This window comes from Desulfitibacter sp. BRH_c19 (assembly GCA_001515945.1).
In the GTDB taxonomy this organism is placed as follows: domain Bacteria; phylum Bacillota; class DSM-16504; order Desulfitibacterales; family Desulfitibacteraceae; genus Desulfitibacter.
In genome coordinates, this window is record LOER01000035.1 from 1 (window position 1) to 15,194 (window position 15,194).

General features: G+C 33.2%; 14 protein-coding genes, 3 tRNA genes and 1 pseudogene. 1 reads left to right on the forward strand and 17 read right to left on the reverse strand.

Annotation, left to right across the window (positions count from 1 at the left end):
• Positions 1–205: 205 nt before the first annotated feature.
• From APF76_01670 to APF76_01685, 4 genes are all read right to left on the reverse strand, one after another.
• Positions 206–802: a hypothetical protein gene (locus tag APF76_01670; protein ID KUO49910.1), complete on the reverse strand. Its 597-nt coding sequence runs from the start codon at positions 800–802 to the stop codon at positions 206–208.
• A gap of 143 nt (positions 803–945) precedes the next feature.
• Positions 946–1,461 (reverse strand): hypothetical protein, encoded by a 516-nt coding sequence (locus tag APF76_01675; GenBank protein KUO49911.1) that lies wholly within the window; start codon positions 1,459–1,461, stop codon positions 946–948.
• Positions 1,462–1,607: 146 nt separating this feature from the next.
• Entirely contained in the window at positions 1,608–2,513 is a 906-nt protein-coding gene (locus tag APF76_01680; protein KUO49937.1) for a hypothetical protein, read from the reverse strand.
• A gap of 520 nt (positions 2,514–3,033) precedes the next feature.
• Positions 3,034–3,522, reverse strand: coding sequence for a hypothetical protein (locus tag APF76_01685; protein ID KUO49912.1), 489 nt, complete (start codon positions 3,520–3,522; stop codon positions 3,034–3,036).
• A 130-nt stretch (positions 3,523–3,652) separates the two neighbouring features.
• On the opposite strand from APF76_01685, the gene APF76_01690 reads away from it, so the two are divergent.
• Positions 3,653–4,528: a hypothetical protein gene (locus tag APF76_01690; GenBank protein ID KUO49913.1), complete on the forward strand. Its 876-nt coding sequence runs from the start codon at positions 3,653–3,655 to the stop codon at positions 4,526–4,528.
• A gap of 318 nt (positions 4,529–4,846) precedes the next feature.
• On the opposite strand, the pseudogene APF76_01695 reads toward APF76_01690, so the two are convergent.
• The 13 genes and pseudogenes from APF76_01695 to APF76_01755 form a co-directional block, all read right to left on the reverse strand.
• A pseudogene (locus tag APF76_01695) lies at positions 4,847–5,518 on the reverse strand.
• A gap of 830 nt (positions 5,519–6,348) precedes the next feature.
• A complete protein-coding gene (locus tag APF76_01700) occupies positions 6,349–7,461 on the reverse strand; it encodes a hypothetical protein (protein KUO49914.1) in 1,113 nt (370 codons plus the stop codon).
• Positions 7,462–8,059: 598 nt separating this feature from the next.
• A complete protein-coding gene (locus APF76_01705; GenBank protein ID KUO49915.1) occupies positions 8,060–8,755 on the reverse strand; it encodes a hypothetical protein in 696 nt (231 codons plus the stop codon).
• Positions 8,756–9,795: 1,040 nt separating this feature from the next.
• Positions 9,796–10,167 carry an iron chaperone gene (locus APF76_01710; GenBank protein KUO49916.1) on the reverse strand — a complete coding sequence of 124 codons (372 nt, stop codon included), beginning with the start codon at positions 10,165–10,167 and terminating at the stop codon, positions 9,796–9,798.
• Positions 10,168–10,265: 98 nt separating this feature from the next.
• Complete coding sequence (locus tag APF76_01715) at positions 10,266–10,691, reverse strand: acetyltransferase (protein KUO49917.1); 426 nt, start codon at positions 10,689–10,691, stop codon at positions 10,266–10,268.
• Positions 10,692–11,192: 501 nt separating this feature from the next.
• A tRNA-Thr gene (locus APF76_01720) sits at positions 11,193–11,268 on the reverse strand.
• A gap of 97 nt (positions 11,269–11,365) precedes the next feature.
• Positions 11,366–11,441 (reverse strand) — tRNA-Met (locus tag APF76_01725).
• A 39-nt stretch (positions 11,442–11,480) separates the two neighbouring features.
• Positions 11,481–11,566: transfer RNA gene (locus tag APF76_01730), tRNA-Tyr, on the reverse strand.
• A 96-nt stretch (positions 11,567–11,662) separates the two neighbouring features.
• Positions 11,663–12,307, reverse strand: a complete 645-nt coding sequence (locus APF76_01735; protein KUO49918.1) for an RNA polymerase sigma-H factor — start codon at positions 12,305–12,307, stop codon at positions 11,663–11,665.
• Between the two features lie 212 nt (positions 12,308–12,519).
• Positions 12,520–13,035: a hypothetical protein gene (locus APF76_01740; GenBank protein ID KUO49919.1), complete on the reverse strand. Its 516-nt coding sequence runs from the start codon at positions 13,033–13,035 to the stop codon at positions 12,520–12,522.
• Positions 13,036–13,062: 27 nt separating this feature from the next.
• Positions 13,063–13,794 (reverse strand): RNA methyltransferase, encoded by a 732-nt coding sequence (locus APF76_01745; GenBank protein ID KUO49920.1) that lies wholly within the window; start codon positions 13,792–13,794, stop codon positions 13,063–13,065.
• 17 nt (positions 13,795–13,811) lie between these two features.
• A complete protein-coding gene (locus APF76_01750; protein ID KUO49921.1) occupies positions 13,812–14,327 on the reverse strand; it encodes a dihydrofolate reductase in 516 nt (171 codons plus the stop codon).
• A 12-nt stretch (positions 14,328–14,339) separates the two neighbouring features.
• Positions 14,340–15,170, reverse strand: coding sequence for a thymidylate synthase (locus APF76_01755; protein KUO49922.1), 831 nt, complete (start codon positions 15,168–15,170; stop codon positions 14,340–14,342).
• Positions 15,171–15,194 lie beyond the last annotated feature (24 nt).

The window sequence follows — 15,194 nt, forward strand, 5'->3', positions numbered from 1 at the left end:
CTGCTACATTATGGAAATAAGTTAAAAGGAGTGCCTAAGGATATGCACTCCACAAAAAATAATGATTTGATTTTACTTTGTGACGCATAGTATAAATTATGTTCAACTAACACTCTAAATATCTTCGATATAACTTAAAACTATATAATTTCCTTTCATTAAATTGTTTAATTTTAAAGATTATATTTCATCACAGAAGCCATTATTAATTTTCTTTAAGTTTCAATAAATAATGGGTATATCCCTTTAAAGCATCATCTGTTTCTCCAAAGGATATAGTTTCCATGGCAACAAAAATATTGTCTTTTGTTATATAAAACGAAGGATTTGATAAAATCCCATCTTCTACATACATAATATAATGCTTGATTTCGTTAACATCTAATTCTTTTTTAATATCATCATAGTCAAATATAGAACCCAGACCCTGAAAATTTTCAATATCTTTTCTAACTAAGTCATCATAATATTTATCACCGTATTCCTTTATGGTGGTAAATTCAAAACCTTCTGATGGATTTTCTCCAAATGTTTTTGAACTTTCATAGAAATAACTCTCTCCTATTGAAAACTCTACATCTGTAAAAGTTTCTGTTACTGCTTTTAAGTCATTTTGATATTGTTCTTCACTTATTGCAGAAGATTTGCGCATATATACTACTTCATCAAATGTGTATTCTCCATAAAAATCAGCTATATCTAGAGATGTATTATCTATTTGTTTATTAGATGACACACACCCTATTAAAACTAAAATAATGATACTTAGCAAAATAATTATTATTGTATTCTTTTTATTCATTCTTATCTCCCTTCTTTTATACTTAGTATACTACTCTTTCTTTACACCATAATCTACCTATATGCTGTAATTCAATTTGTAACTTGTTTCGCCGTTACCATCTAATACGCTTTATAATTACCATCTATACACTCTTTAGAAAATTATACGTTAAGCCTTATAAACATCTGCCATTTCATATATATCCAATAAATTCCCCAGATGAATATAACCACACCAGGTATTCTTATGAGCCACCATGCTTCTACAGATGTTACAGTTTTATTTCTAAATAGGCTAATAAAGAAGTCAGGTCTTATTATCGCTATCAAATAGCCAGTCATTGCCGTACCTACAATAACTGTATAAGATATAGCTTCTTCAATACTATTATTTTCATATTGGTAAAATAGATAGCTTGAGATGGCTACACCTAGTAGTAAAAAAGCATAAACAACCCTATTAAGCTTGATATTAGCTCCCTCCTCTCTCAAAAAATCATGTGCCATCATAATAAGCAACCATACACACTTTACTGTACATATTAAAATACTACTACTTATTAGTACCATAATGGGCTGTTTTGTTACACTTGAAAATAAAAAAATCCCTATTTCTTTGGGATTTAAAATATCGTTATGGCACAGGAGTATTGTGCACCAGCTTCGCATTATAGACACTATTACTACTGTTATATTTGAACATCTTCTCCATAAATTTTACATTTCCTGCAACATTAGGGAATAGGGCTGTAAAGCATTTGAAAAAGAGTGCAGATTGAACTGCACCCCTTAAAATGTAATCAGTTTGAAATATTAATCAATTACTAATCTATCCATATGGATCTAATAACGCTACTTTGATTTAGTTCTTCCGTATCAATAAAAAATTCCATCATATGACCGTCTTCCAGAATAAATGTATAATCCGAATACCAATAATGCGATGAATCGTCTAAATAATCATATTTAGACGCATAAAAATCTAATACCTCAATTGCATTATCACCAACCTTATATCCGTCTTTTAATGGGAATTCAGGAGAATCTGTTCTCAAAAGACTGATACGGTTAGTATCTCTGACAAAAGCATCTAGACTACGAATATCAGAGAAAGGTACTTTAATTGGGTCAACACTAATATCCTTAGATGCTTTATCTGGGAATTCATAAATTCTACCGTTTTCATAAATAAGATAATAATCTCGATCAAGCATACCAATGAGGGTTTCTATCCGCTCGCCTACTGTAAAGCCACCTAAGGTTTCAATACCACTCCCATAATCATATGAATTTTCTTCTTCATCGATTGTTATAAGATCGGAACGATGTGCATATCCACTTATACCTCTACTATCGAGAACAAGGCACCAGGTTTCTTTTTCAGTTTGGACCTCATTAATCAGTTCAACAATAAGGTTCGGTTTATCATCCTCATAAACATATTGACCATAATCCTCATATATATAAGGAGCTTTGGAACTTGGATATACCCTTAAGGGTTCTTCTCCTATGTAATTTCGTAATCCGCTTGTTACAGGATATTTCATGCCACCGTAGCCTTGTATAAATGAATTGTCTTCCTGAACTATTCCATTTGCTTTTTCTGTTAATGCTTTATGATCCTGGGTAAGGCTTTCGTAGTCATCTATCAACTGTTGATATTCTTTACTCTCATTTGAATTAATTAGTGCCACAATCAAAAACACATTAAGGATTATTAAAACAACCATTATGCCGATCACCGTTTGTTTTTTCATAATTTTCTCCATTCTTTTATTTAATTTGCCCCTTTTAATGAGGTACCCGCTTACTTATATGATCCAGTTAGTAGGGTTGTGGGGCTAATTACTAGAAGCATTAGTTTTTTATTTGTACATCTTAGATTAATATGCCTTCTACCTATTAGTACCAAAAGAAACCCTTTTGTTACAGTCTAACATGAAAATAATCCTCTTTCTTTGAGGATTATTATTGCAAGCTTTCGATGGACATCTAGACCCACTATAATTGTGCTAAATTGACTTTTACCAAGTTCCCATTATAGACATATCACAACCCATATTTAGACATTTTCTCCACAAGAATTTCAATTCCTGCTACTTTATGGGAATATGTTTAAACACAAAATAAAAAGGAGTGCGTATCACACCCCTTAAAAATAGAATTTTACATGTTTACTTCGTGGAGTAAGATACTTGGTCGACAAAATCTATTAAAGCTAGGTTAGTATTGATTATATAAAACCCATGTTTAATTAATCAAGACGAAGGCATACCAATTTTGTGTTTCATCTTTAGATTTAAGAACTTGAATAGGAAGATTTAAGTTCCTTACTGTCTGGAAGGTATCAATTCCAAAGGAATAGCAATAAGGTCTCCTATAGTCTGGATTGACACATGGACTTTCTTCAGAACGTTTGCATTGTTTGCAATGATAACATCCACATAGAGCATAGGCAAAATAATTGTCTTCAAGGAAGGCTATTTTTTCTATATATCTAGCTATCTTATTAATTAAGTACTTGTTATGCCCATGAATCAACAAAATTTCCGAGTACTTTTTTAACATTATTTTTGCCTCTTTATATTTAGGTTGATTAGGAGGGCACCGCCAAGTCCCAAATTCAGAGCAACTCATACACTTTAGATATGTTCTAGGGTCAAATACCAGGTCTTTACTAGTTACAATTATTGCATGAGTAGCTCCCATTTCCTGGGCTAATTCAATATAGTTTGTCATGATTTAAAACTCCCTTCTTGTAGAATAAATTTGTTTTAATGATATATTTTAACTATACATTAGTCCAATGAATAGTTATTATTATATACATGAATAATATTTCATGCATAGTGGAAAGGAGGCTTTTTTATTGACTCTTTTACAATTGGAAATCCTAAAAACTGTAGTTGAAACTGGTAGCTTTACAAAAGCTGGAGAAGTGTTAAGTCTATCTCAATCGGCTGTAAGTCACGCTATTGCAAGCCTAGAAGAGGAGTTAGAAATATCCTTACTGCACAGAAGTAGGACAGGAGTTACATTGACTTATGCTGGTGAACAATTAATAATCAACATTCGTGCGGTACTTAACCACACACGGCAAATAGAGTACAAGGCTGCTAAAATAATCGGCCATGAAATTGGTAAGATTAGAGTTGGGAGTTTTCTAACAGCTTCTACTGAATTGTTTCCAGGGATGGTAAAACAGTTTAAAAGTATTTATCCCAAAATTGAAGTGGAACTATTTGAAGGGGGATATGATGATATAACAGAATGGATTTCTTCAGGAGTAGTGGACATTGGCTTTGTTATTTTGCCAAATAAAAGTTTTGATATAGTATCGGTTATAAGTGACGAATATGTAGTTATACTTCCTCAAGGCCATCCTTTAGAGGATAGAGACACTATTGAGTTAATTGATATAGCTAACGAACCGTTTATAATGCCGTTAGCTGGATGTGAGTTTTATATAGAACCCTTATTTTCTAAATATAAGGTTAGACCAAACATACAATTTAAAATAGAACATACCGCTACTATTATAGCTTTAGTTAATGCTGGCATGGGAATATCTATTGTTCCAAGTTTAAGCTTTAAGCCACCTGGAATAGTTTCTGTTAAGTTAAAGACACTATTGCAGAGAAATATTGGTTTGGCGGTTAGCTCTTTTAAATTATCTTCTCCAGCAACAAAAGCTTTCTTGGCGCAGGCAAAAATTTGGTCGAGCAAGTATCTACTATATAATTAATTATTCTAGCTAATGCCATGCTTAACTAACTTTATTGCATCTATCTTTAATGCCTTACATCTACTTTCCAGAAATTCTCTTTTACAATCTGATCTGTAACCTTTTTAACCGCTTAATTAATGGTATCAAATGTAGTAGATTGTCCCAACCACCTAATGAAAGATCCCTTCTCATTAGGATTTAAGTTGCCGTTATGGACAATTATGGGGTTCACCAGCTGTCGGCTAAGTCGGAGGGATTACTCCCTCCTTCTCGCCTAAGAACTGTACGTGTCCCTTTCAAGACATACAGCTCAAGCTCTCATTTATCCGTTTATCTTTATGATACTTCTGCCAGTCTTAGCTGTCTTAAGGTTTTATACCCTTCTAGTTTTTGCTGGCTAGTTGGAGGCTCACCTTTTAGCGGAAACATTTTATAATATTGTCTGTTACAATATCCATGTACCAATTGTAAATTATTATATTTCCTTGTTCCGCCGTGTATAACTGGTATTTTCTCTTGTACTACCAGCCTTTCACTAAAATCTACAATACTCATTTTGCATATAGGGCATTTATATTTCTGCATTTTAGCCAGTTTCTGCTTGCTTTTAATGCAGTTTCTATCAAATTCCTTTTCATCCCTACGTTCAAAATATTCTTTAAGGCATGCATCGTATGGCGTTGCTCTGAATTTAATTAGAACATGCCTGATTATCGGTATCCATGACATTTTAGTCAGTTGTTTATGCTCTTTTGGGTCCGTCAATATCCACCTATCTTTGCTTTGTCCTGTTATGTCTGGTTTATAGTACCTACCTATTATCCAGGTCTTACTTTTAGTTGGATGCAGATACTTTAGGAACTTAAATGTGCTCTTCCAGACGTGGTGGTCAATATGTGAATACGTCCGTTTTGCGACAGATGGCGACCAGTAGTTACCTATACCTCTAATTATGGGGTTAAGTTTCTCTATTACTGCATTGACGTTGTTGCCTTTCAGCTTCTGTACAAAAAGGGCTTAAAGGAGTATGAACACCAAATAGTTGCTCTACTTAAGAATAGAGATAGTTTAGGTAATAGGCATAAGAAATGGCTCCAGACAATTAATAATAATTATTTTGGTTTTGAGGATTTTAATGAAATTGATAGGACCCTTAATTACGATCCCAGGGAATGGTTTTATGAGGCAGTTGAAGCTAAAAAGCAGAGTGGCTTGAGGAATATAATTGGAAGCAAAGTATTGAATTCGTATGTGTTCAAAAGAATAGAAGGATTTAATAACTCTGATTGGGTTAAATTCATGCGGGCTGCAGCAGAGCATAAGTTTAGGGTAATACACAAAATCTTACCTGAATTAGATATTTATGTTGGTTAGTTAAATATATAAAGGAACAGAGCACCGGTTTATTTTTAAGAACAACTTACACCATTTGTAAATGATATTGTAAAAGTATACCACTTGAACCCATTTCGCTATTGAATTAGTTTACCACCTAACATTAAATATTTTATGGGAGGGATAAAATCTGAGAAAGTCACATCAACCATAATTAAAACACCCTGTTATTCTAAGGTGTTTTGACTGTTAAATTAACATATGGGTACAATCGGAGATAATCTATAACTTTTATCGTTATTTGAGATGCAATAATAACTCTTTGCATATCAAAACAGACTCCATTAAATATAAATGAGACAGGTTAAGAAATTAGGTATTAGATATTAGATATTAGAATATATATAGTTTAATTTAAGAAGCTTGACACAACTTTTAGTGTTCTCCCAGAGCTAATGACCCCTGATAAATCGCTTACAATATAAGATATAAATTAAATCTTTTCAACGAGATGGAAACCTGTGATAGTGTTTTTCTTTCTTTTTTTGATACATATTTATATCTGCAACATGGAGCAAGTCGCTTAGATTGTTTCCATCTGACGGAAATAAAGAATATCCCAAGCTCAAACCACGAAATGCTACGCCGGATTTCTTTTCCACAAATTCCAATTCTTCTATTTTACAGCAAAAGGAAGCAAGCTCATTACCCTCATATATAATAATAAATTCATCACCCGACATCCTATAAAAATTATCTATCTTAAATGTTCTCTTTATTGTATTTACAAACTCAATAATATAGCAATCTCCTACTACATGCCCGAAACTATCATTAATACTCTTAAAGTCGTCCAGGTCAATAAAGATAATAGCAAAAGAAATACTATTATCTATTTTGTTAAGAGTATCCTCATACAATCCTTCACGGTTTCTTAATTTAGTAAGTGTGTCAATCTTTACTCTTTCTCTCAGTATTTTTGCTGTCTCATTGACAGATATTAGCGAAAAAAATAGTTTATAGGATAAGGTAACATTGCATACTAAGAAAAGGATTATTAATAATTCCAATGCGAAAGAAGTGCCTGCTACAAAGGTATAATTGATTAATATAATAAGAAAAAACCATAATAAACTTAGACCTAAAATAGTATCTATTGTTTTATTATCCAGATTTTTAAGAATATAAGTGAGTTTTTCCCTTACAGATTTGAGAAAATAGGGGAGAGTAATTATATAGATAATAGTCTGAGTAAGAAATACAGATAAGCTCATCCAGTCCAGTTGCAAAAAATATCCTACACGAACAGATAAGGAAAAGGTAAGCATTGTATAGATCCAAGATGAACACATAATTAAGATCGTATATTTTATAGACTGATCATATAAATATTTTAAAGGGATTATATATAAAAAGCCGGTTATCATAAACAAACCGCTTCCAAGTCCAGGGTTAGGTATTATATTTTGTATAGGACGCATAAAAGCAATAAAAATGAACGTGAAAATAACAAAAACTGTCCACGTAACCAAGGGTGAGTATTTCTTTTTCGAACACATATATGAGGTATAAATATTAACAAATAGCATTTGTAGGGCAATTAAAGTGTTGAACATAAGATTGTCCCCCATAGGATTTATGCTTATCCGCCTGCATTAATAAATAGAACTAATGTTGTTAGAAACGGTAGTCTATAGCTTAGTTAGACTTGGCAGAAGTTATAATCTTCTCTTTATTTATTACATTATCCTCTATTTTTCTGTAACATACCCTCCACCAAAGACCGCTGTCATTATTGAGTAGTTCATTTTTAAGGAAGTTTAATATTATATGAATAAATAATAGAAAGCATCCGTACTGGAGATTATGACTTTCTTCTCTCACATTATATATTTCCTTTTTTCTTTTTGTAGTCTAATTCAACTTTAAAGCCAATTTTTCACAAAATGTTTTAGTCTATTAATATGATCCCAGTCAACTCCTGATATCAATCCTGTGATAGTAGTAATCTGTTGCCCATTTGCAATTTTAAAGAGTTCTTCAAGAATAAGAGTTCATAACCTTTATTTATGTTTTTTGCATATATTTTTATCCATGGTATACTCACTAGAAAGATAAAATCTGAACTTAAATAGGGTACAAAAAAGACTGATTATTAATATATCAGTCTTAGTAGACTTTAAACACTAATTGTTTAAACAAAATAATTGTATATTAAAACATTTTATCTAGATCAATGGTTGGTTTGCCTAAATAAAATCCTTGTGCATATGACACTTCTAAATCTTGAACTGTTTGAAGTTCTCTGCTGTTTTCAATGTTTTCAGCAATTACTGTACTTCCTATATCTTTACCAATTGCTACAAGGTGTCTAATTACAGAACGTTTAGTTGTACTCTGATCGCAGCCTCTAACTATTGGGCCATCTAATTTAATAAAATCTGGCGTGGAATTGATTACCAAATGAATCCTATTATAGCCAGTAGCAATATCATCAATTGAATACCTGTAGCCCCATTTTCGTAGTTCCTTCAAAATTTTAAGGAAGCATTCCATGTCTACAATCTCCTCTACTTCCGTTATCTCTAGAACTACCTTATCTTTTGGTATATTCCTCTTAAACCAATTTGTGTGGTTTTTGAATAATAGTATTAATGTCGAAGGCCTAATATTCATAAAGAGTATACCACTAATTCTTGCTATATTTGAGATTGAGCTATTTATGCATTTAATATCGAATTCTACTGTTTTCCCTTCTTTTTCTGCTGTAGTAAATAGTTCTCCTGGTGAGAGACCTGTATGAGATCTAATCAAAGCTTCATACCCCATAATTTTCATATTATCTAAGGAATAAATGGGTTGATAAGCTGAATAAACAAGCATATTTACTGAACGTGATAGAAATAACATACAATTTTTCCCCTATCTTTAATTTGAGTATAATTTCTAAAGCATTACTACTTTAAGAGTAGTATCTTTTTAAAACACTTAATGAACCCTTGTTTTCGAGATTTTGTTTCCATATTATTTTCTCGAAACGTATAGTATAAAAGCCTTTTTTCTTCTTCACTAAGATGCACCTCTATTTTAGCCACTTTTTAATCACCCTTTCGGAATTATTCTAAGTTAAATTATATTTAAATGGGCACCCTGCCCTATGCTGCTATATAGAACTAGCCTCTAATAACTAACTTTACAAATCTAATCTGAATCACTACTCTTAATAATAAAAACATAGAGCTGGCAACATATCCAACCCTATGTTTTCATATTTAAACAAAATAATGGTTGGTAGCCTGGCGATCATAGCTGCACTTAACAGTTTTAGACCCATAGCTTTGCAGTCACTATCTTTCAATAGTTTTGCCTTTTTCAACTGTACTGTATTGATTTAATATAAGTACCACTAAATTCGATATTTCCTGTCTTTCCAGACCTTAATCGCATTTGGATTAATCATTCATTTACTCATAATTATTTTACTAACCTTCGTACTATCCACACTTTTATATACATTTTATAATTATAAACCAATTTTCTTGTAAAAGGATGACATATTTTGTCGAATCGCTAATAATTCAAGGATAGTAGCTTACGCTTCTCAATAAGTAGATGATGCTACACATGGACATGCCTTTACAGGGTTTCCCTATATTAAACTCTAAAGTGGTAAACTTTTTCGGTAGCATAACCTGGTAAACTACTTGGTTGTTATTAAAGGCCGTGCTGATAATACCATAAAAGAATATCAAAATCGAGAAACCAAGGCTCTTTTTATTTCTAGAAACAATAATCGTATTACTACAAGGGCCATACAAGACATTATCAAGAAGTATGTTAGTGCATCTGAATTGGATCCAGCAGAGATTTCTGCCCACAAGTTAAGAAATACGGCAGCTACACTTATGTATAAATACGGTAAGGTTGACATTATAAATTGCATTCAATTTTTACTTTCTCCAAAATTTAGTCATATCTTTTTTATCCTCAATATTATAAGCTACTATTTTATACAGCAAATCAAAATCCACTTTATCCGTCCATTTGATTCTAAATAACCCTTGCGTATGGGAATATCCTGCCTCCTCAATCTCTTTTTCAAAGAGACTAATGACTACTGGCTCAGGAGCCACAGCTATATGCCCTTTAGCAATACTAAAACCTATGATAAAAGTTCCATGGTTACTGAACATTGGCTCATTCCATTTTATCTCTTCTTTCAATTGAGGAAACTTCTCTTTAACATAATTTAAGATATCATCCATTCGCTCTCTTTTATCTGGATCATCAATACTATCTAAAAACGTTTGAAAGTCTTTCATGTTTAACTACTCCTTTTCTAATAATTTTTGTTAAATAAGTATTAAAAAACTGCTAACTTAGCAGTTAAATCACCTATTTTTCTTTTATTATTTTTTCCTTACCATTTCCATACCATTGAATACTCCGTTTCCCTAGTATCTTCATTTTCTTTTTCTTTTTCTATTATAAATCCATGCTTTTTATAAAACTTTATCGCTTTCAAGTTTTTAGCATAAACATCTAATCTTAAAAGGGGATAATTTTGCTTACATTTTTCAACCAATTTACTTCCTATTCCATTAGAATGATACTGGCTTAACACAAATAGTCCTGCAATATATGATTTGTCCACAATGCCTATAAATCCTTTTATTTCATTACCCTCTTCATAAATAAGAACTTCAGATTGTGGCAATAGTCTTTTTACAGAATCATAATTTTCCATCCAATAATTTTCGGATATATAATCATGAGCTTTTATATTCTCTTCAAGCCAAATTTTCATTACATTATCTATTTTAGATATAGTAAATTGTTTTATCATTACTAGTTCTCCTTGTTTAAAAAGCAGACTAATCTTCAAGTTGACCTATTATATTATACAACGATTATAATCACTATTGTTATACTATCAAATGTTCACCAACTCCTTATTATAGGATTAATTCATGTTCCAAAAGAGGCAACTCCTGCCCATGATCTGGTACAAAGTAGTCATCAATCTACTTCTTTCACAATTTAAGAATGAGGTGTCTTAACTTTTATCTTTTTTGCCTAAACTCCAAATTCCAATTAGCATACAACACATGCTAATTCCCCAATATAATCCAGCAATCCCCAGAAGTAAGGAATTCTCTTCTGATATCATAGCTTGAGGGATTTCAGGCTTTAACTTTTATATCTAATTCTCTCGGACCAGCCAGCTATAAACTGCGGAACCCTAGAAAACTAGACTCATAAAAACTTTTTCGTAATTCATAAGTTACATACAGAACAAAAAAACCAGACCGAAAGTGATCTGGTTTATTGGTACTATTATATTTTCTGGAGCCCACAATCGGATTTGAACCGATGACCTTCGCCTTACCATGGCGACACTCTACCTGCTGAGCTATGTGGGCCCATAATGAAAGGGGACACACCCCTCTTTATACTCAATATCTGTGTTAGGGGAATATCCCCACCAAATTGTCCTTAAAAGTGTCTTAAAATAAAAATTGGTTGCGGGGGAAGGATTTGAACCTACGACCTTCGGGTTATGAGCCCGACGAGCTGCCAGCTGCTCCACCCCGCAACGAATGTTGTTAGTACTTTTATTAAATTAGATTAAGACTGGTGGAGAGGACTGGATTCGAACCAGTGAAGGCTGAGCCAGCAGATTTACAGTCTGCCCCCTTTGGCCAACTCGGGAACCTCTCCAAGTAGCTGTCAGCTGTTGTTGCTCGCTGACTGACAAAACTTATTATATCACGCTGTTAATAGTAAGTCAACAATAATATGATGGCAATATCTGGATTATGCTTCCCTCTTCTCAAGGTATCTTTCTAGCTTCCTTTTAACCCTTTGAAGGGCATTGTCGATGGACTTAACATGTCTTTTTAATTCAAATGCTATTTCTTGATAGGATTTGCCTTCTAAATATGACATTAAAACCTTCCACTCAAGAGAACTTAATATTTCACCCATTTTTTCTTCAATATCACCAAATTCTTCTTGGCTAATAATTAATTCTTCTGGATCAGTAATTTTTGAGCCAGAAATAACGTCTAATAATGTTCTATCTGAATCTTCATCATAAATGGGCTTGTTAAGGGATACATAAGAATTAAGAGGAATGTGTTTCTGTCTTGTGGCAGTTTTAATAGCTGTGATAATTTGCCTGGTAATGCACAGTTCAGCAAAAGCTCTGAATGAAGAGAGCTTATCGCATCGAAAATCTCTAATAGCTTTGTAAAGACCAATCATGCCTTCTTGAATAATGTCTTCTCTGTCTGCTCCGATTAGAAAATACGACCTTGCTTTAGCTCTAACAAAATTTTTGTATTTAGTGATTAAATACTCCTGAGCTGCATCGTCTCCTGCCTGGGCAATTTCCACAATGTCTTCATCAACCAAAACTTCGTAGCTATGATAAATATTGCTTTGAGCATTTACACTCATGGCATCGCCTCCACCTGAAGTTTAAATAAAAAGGTATTTCTATGATAAATACCTTGAAAGTATATTTATTTATAAATACCCTCATCACAACTATACGCAAGTCTTGTACACAACTTGCCTAAAACTTTACGGAGGCAAACAAATTAATTAGTTTGTCCATCTCACCGCCATAATTATACATTAAAATGTGCATGAAATCAACTTTATTTTGCCTAAGGTTGTCTTCGGCGCCACTCTTCTAGCTTTTTTTTAACTTGATCCTGGAGGCGATCTTCAATTGATTTTACATTTATATCACTATTTTTAGTTTTTTCACTAACTATTTCTTCTGCTGCTGCCAGCCTATATAGTAACTCCCTAGAGGTCATCCTTAAAGCACCTTTGCCCATGATAATCCTCTGCTCGTTCCAATCATTGGTTACAACTGTTATACTACTTCTTGCTGGGAGTTCTCCGATCATTCTTTCAATTAATGTGTCCGCTGTTTCCCCTGCTTTAGTATAAACAACCTGCACTTTACCTTGACTAGAGACATTCCTCATTTTTGCCTTTGACAAATAGGCATCATAAACAACAATTACATTTATATCCTGAGTTCCCTGATAGTTCTGTAACATCTCAACCAGTTTATCCCTAGCCATTTCTAAATTATCATTCTTAAGATTGATTAAGATAGGCCAGTTGTTTATAACATTATAGCCATCTACTATTAGATACTCCACCAACATAAATCACCACTTATTACCTCTCTGCTGTTATATTCTTTGCTTCAACGCCTCATATAAGCATACAGATGCAGCGACAGACGCATTTAAAGAACTAATATTACCAACCATAGGTAATTTAGTCAGAAAGTCACACTTTTCCTGGACTAGACGACTAATACCCTTGCCTTCACCGCCAACCACTAGAACAAGTGGCATCTTCAAATCTACCTCATAGATAGTTTTTTCACCTGAAGCTTCACAACCAACTACCCAGAAACCCGCTTCCTTTAAAGCATCTATAGTTTGGGATAGGTTTGTAACCCGTGCAACTGATACGTATTCAACTGCACCAGCACTAGCCTTACTAACAATGCCAGTCAACCCAACATTTCTTCTGTTGGGTATCACAACTCCCGCTACACCTACTGCATCACAAGTTCTAATTATGGCTCCCAAGTTGTGAGGATCTTCTATCCCATCTACCATTAATATTATAGGCGATTCAGATAATGGTTTTTTCTGAATAATTTCTTCCAGGGAAGCATACTCTTTTGCTGCTACCATAGCTATGATGCCTTGATGGTTATTAGTTTCAGCTAGGTCATTAATTTTTGTTTTACCAACATTTTGAACAGGGATCTTATTTTTTTTTGCAATACTTATTATTGTACTTAAAACCCTGTCTTTGGTAAGATTTTCACCTATGAATATTTTATTAACTTCTCTGCCAGCCTTTAATGCTTCTAAAACTGAGTTTTTCCCTTCAATAGTCTCATTCATTTACTACACCTCTATTGTTAGATTGGGCTAGTATTTTCCTTGACTTTATTGTTCACATATTTAACAAAGCTATATTGAATATGATCATAGTTTTTCATTTCACTTGTAGATACTTCTTCCCATGCCTCAAGTTTATCTAAATTAATAAAGTATTTATCAGCGACATATGTATTCTGAATTTTAGTCACGTAGGCTTGCGAACAAAATGGTAGTAATTGAGCGTAAATTGATTCGCCCCCTATTACAAACACATCATCTATTGGGTAATTCGCAATAGTGCTAAATAATTCATCCAATGAGCGGCAGATAGTTAGATTTTCATTTTCAAATTTCTCATTTTTGCTAAGCACAACATTTAGCCTATCCTTCAACGGCTTTTTCCCAGGTAATGATTCAAATGTTTCCCTTCCCATAATGACGACTTTTCCCAATGTCTTCTCCTTGAAGAACTTCAAATCTTCTGGAATCCACTGTAATAATTCCCCTTTGTAACCAATCCCCCAATATAAATCAACAGCAACAATAGCTTTCATTAGGTTTCTCCTTTATATAGCCACAGGAATATTTCTTATTTGCGGGCCACTTTGATAGTTGTCTAAAACAAAGTCTTCTACTTTAAAATCATAAAAATCTCTTTTCTCTAAATTAATCAGCAATTTTGGGGCTGGATATGGGGTTCTTGTAATCAGTTCAGAAATTAGAGGTATATGTCTATCGTATATGTGTGCATCTGCAATAACGTGAACTAGTTCGCCAACCTCAAGGTTGTTTACTTGAGCTAAGATATGTACCAAAATTGCATACTGCGTGACATTCCAGTTATTTGCAACAAAAATATCTTGAGAACGTTGATTTAGTATAGCATTTAGCTTTTTGTCAGTAACATTAAAATTCATACTATATGCACAAGGATAAAGGTTCATCTCATGTAAGTCACTATGATTGTACATATTAACAATCATTCGTCTGCTATATGGATTATGCTTTAAATCGTACAGCAGCCTGTCTACTTGGTCAAATTCCCCCTCAGGATATTTATGCTTTATTCCTAATTGATAACCATATGCCTTCCCAATTGTACCATCCTTATTAGTCCAGCTATCCCAAATATTGCTATTAAGATTCTTAATGTTATTAGATTTTTTTTGCCATATCCAAAGTATTTCATCGATTGCGGCTTTTAAATTCGTCGGCCTTAATGTAAAAATTGGAAACTCTTCAGAAAGATTATACCTATTAACAACCGCGAACTTTTTAATGGTATGAGCTGGGGTCCCATCTTCCCATTTAGCTCTTACGTTTTGACCTTCAGACGAACTACCATTCTCAATGATATCTTTGCTCATTGCAATGAAAATATTATCAGCTATACTCACATAACTTACCTCGCTCTTTCAATT

Bases quoted from the DNA above. Each gene is read 5' to 3' on its own strand.
- APF76_01710 (KUO49916.1), bottom strand. From the start codon at position 10,167: ATGAAAGACTTTCAAACGTTTTTAGATAGTATTGATGATCCAGATAAA.
- APF76_01705 (KUO49915.1), bottom strand. From the start codon at position 8,755: ATGTTATTTCTATCACGTTCAGTAAATATGCTTGTTTATTCAGCTTAT.
- APF76_01735 (KUO49918.1), bottom strand. From the start codon at position 12,307: ATGAGTGTAAATGCTCAAAGCAATATTTATCATAGCTACGAAGTTTTG.
- APF76_01745 (KUO49920.1), bottom strand. From the start codon at position 13,794: ATGAATGAGACTATTGAAGGGAAAAACTCAGTTTTAGAAGCATTAAAG.
- APF76_01700 (KUO49914.1), bottom strand. From the start codon at position 7,461: ATGTTCAACACTTTAATTGCCCTACAAATGCTATTTGTTAATATTTAT.
- APF76_01740 (KUO49919.1), bottom strand. From the start codon at position 13,035: ATGTTGGTGGAGTATCTAATAGTAGATGGCTATAATGTTATAAACAAC.
- APF76_01670 (KUO49910.1), bottom strand. From the start codon at position 802: ATGAATAAAAAGAATACAATAATAATTATTTTGCTAAGTATCATTATT.
- APF76_01685 (KUO49912.1), bottom strand. From the start codon at position 3,522: ATGACAAACTATATTGAATTAGCCCAGGAAATGGGAGCTACTCATGCA.
- APF76_01680 (KUO49937.1), bottom strand. From the start codon at position 2,513: ATGGTTGTTTTAATAATCCTTAATGTGTTTTTGATTGTGGCACTAATT.
- APF76_01715 (KUO49917.1), bottom strand. From the start codon at position 10,691: ATGATAAAACAATTTACTATATCTAAAATAGATAATGTAATGAAAATT.
- APF76_01750 (KUO49921.1), bottom strand. From the start codon at position 14,327: ATGAAAGCTATTGTTGCTGTTGATTTATATTGGGGGATTGGTTACAAA.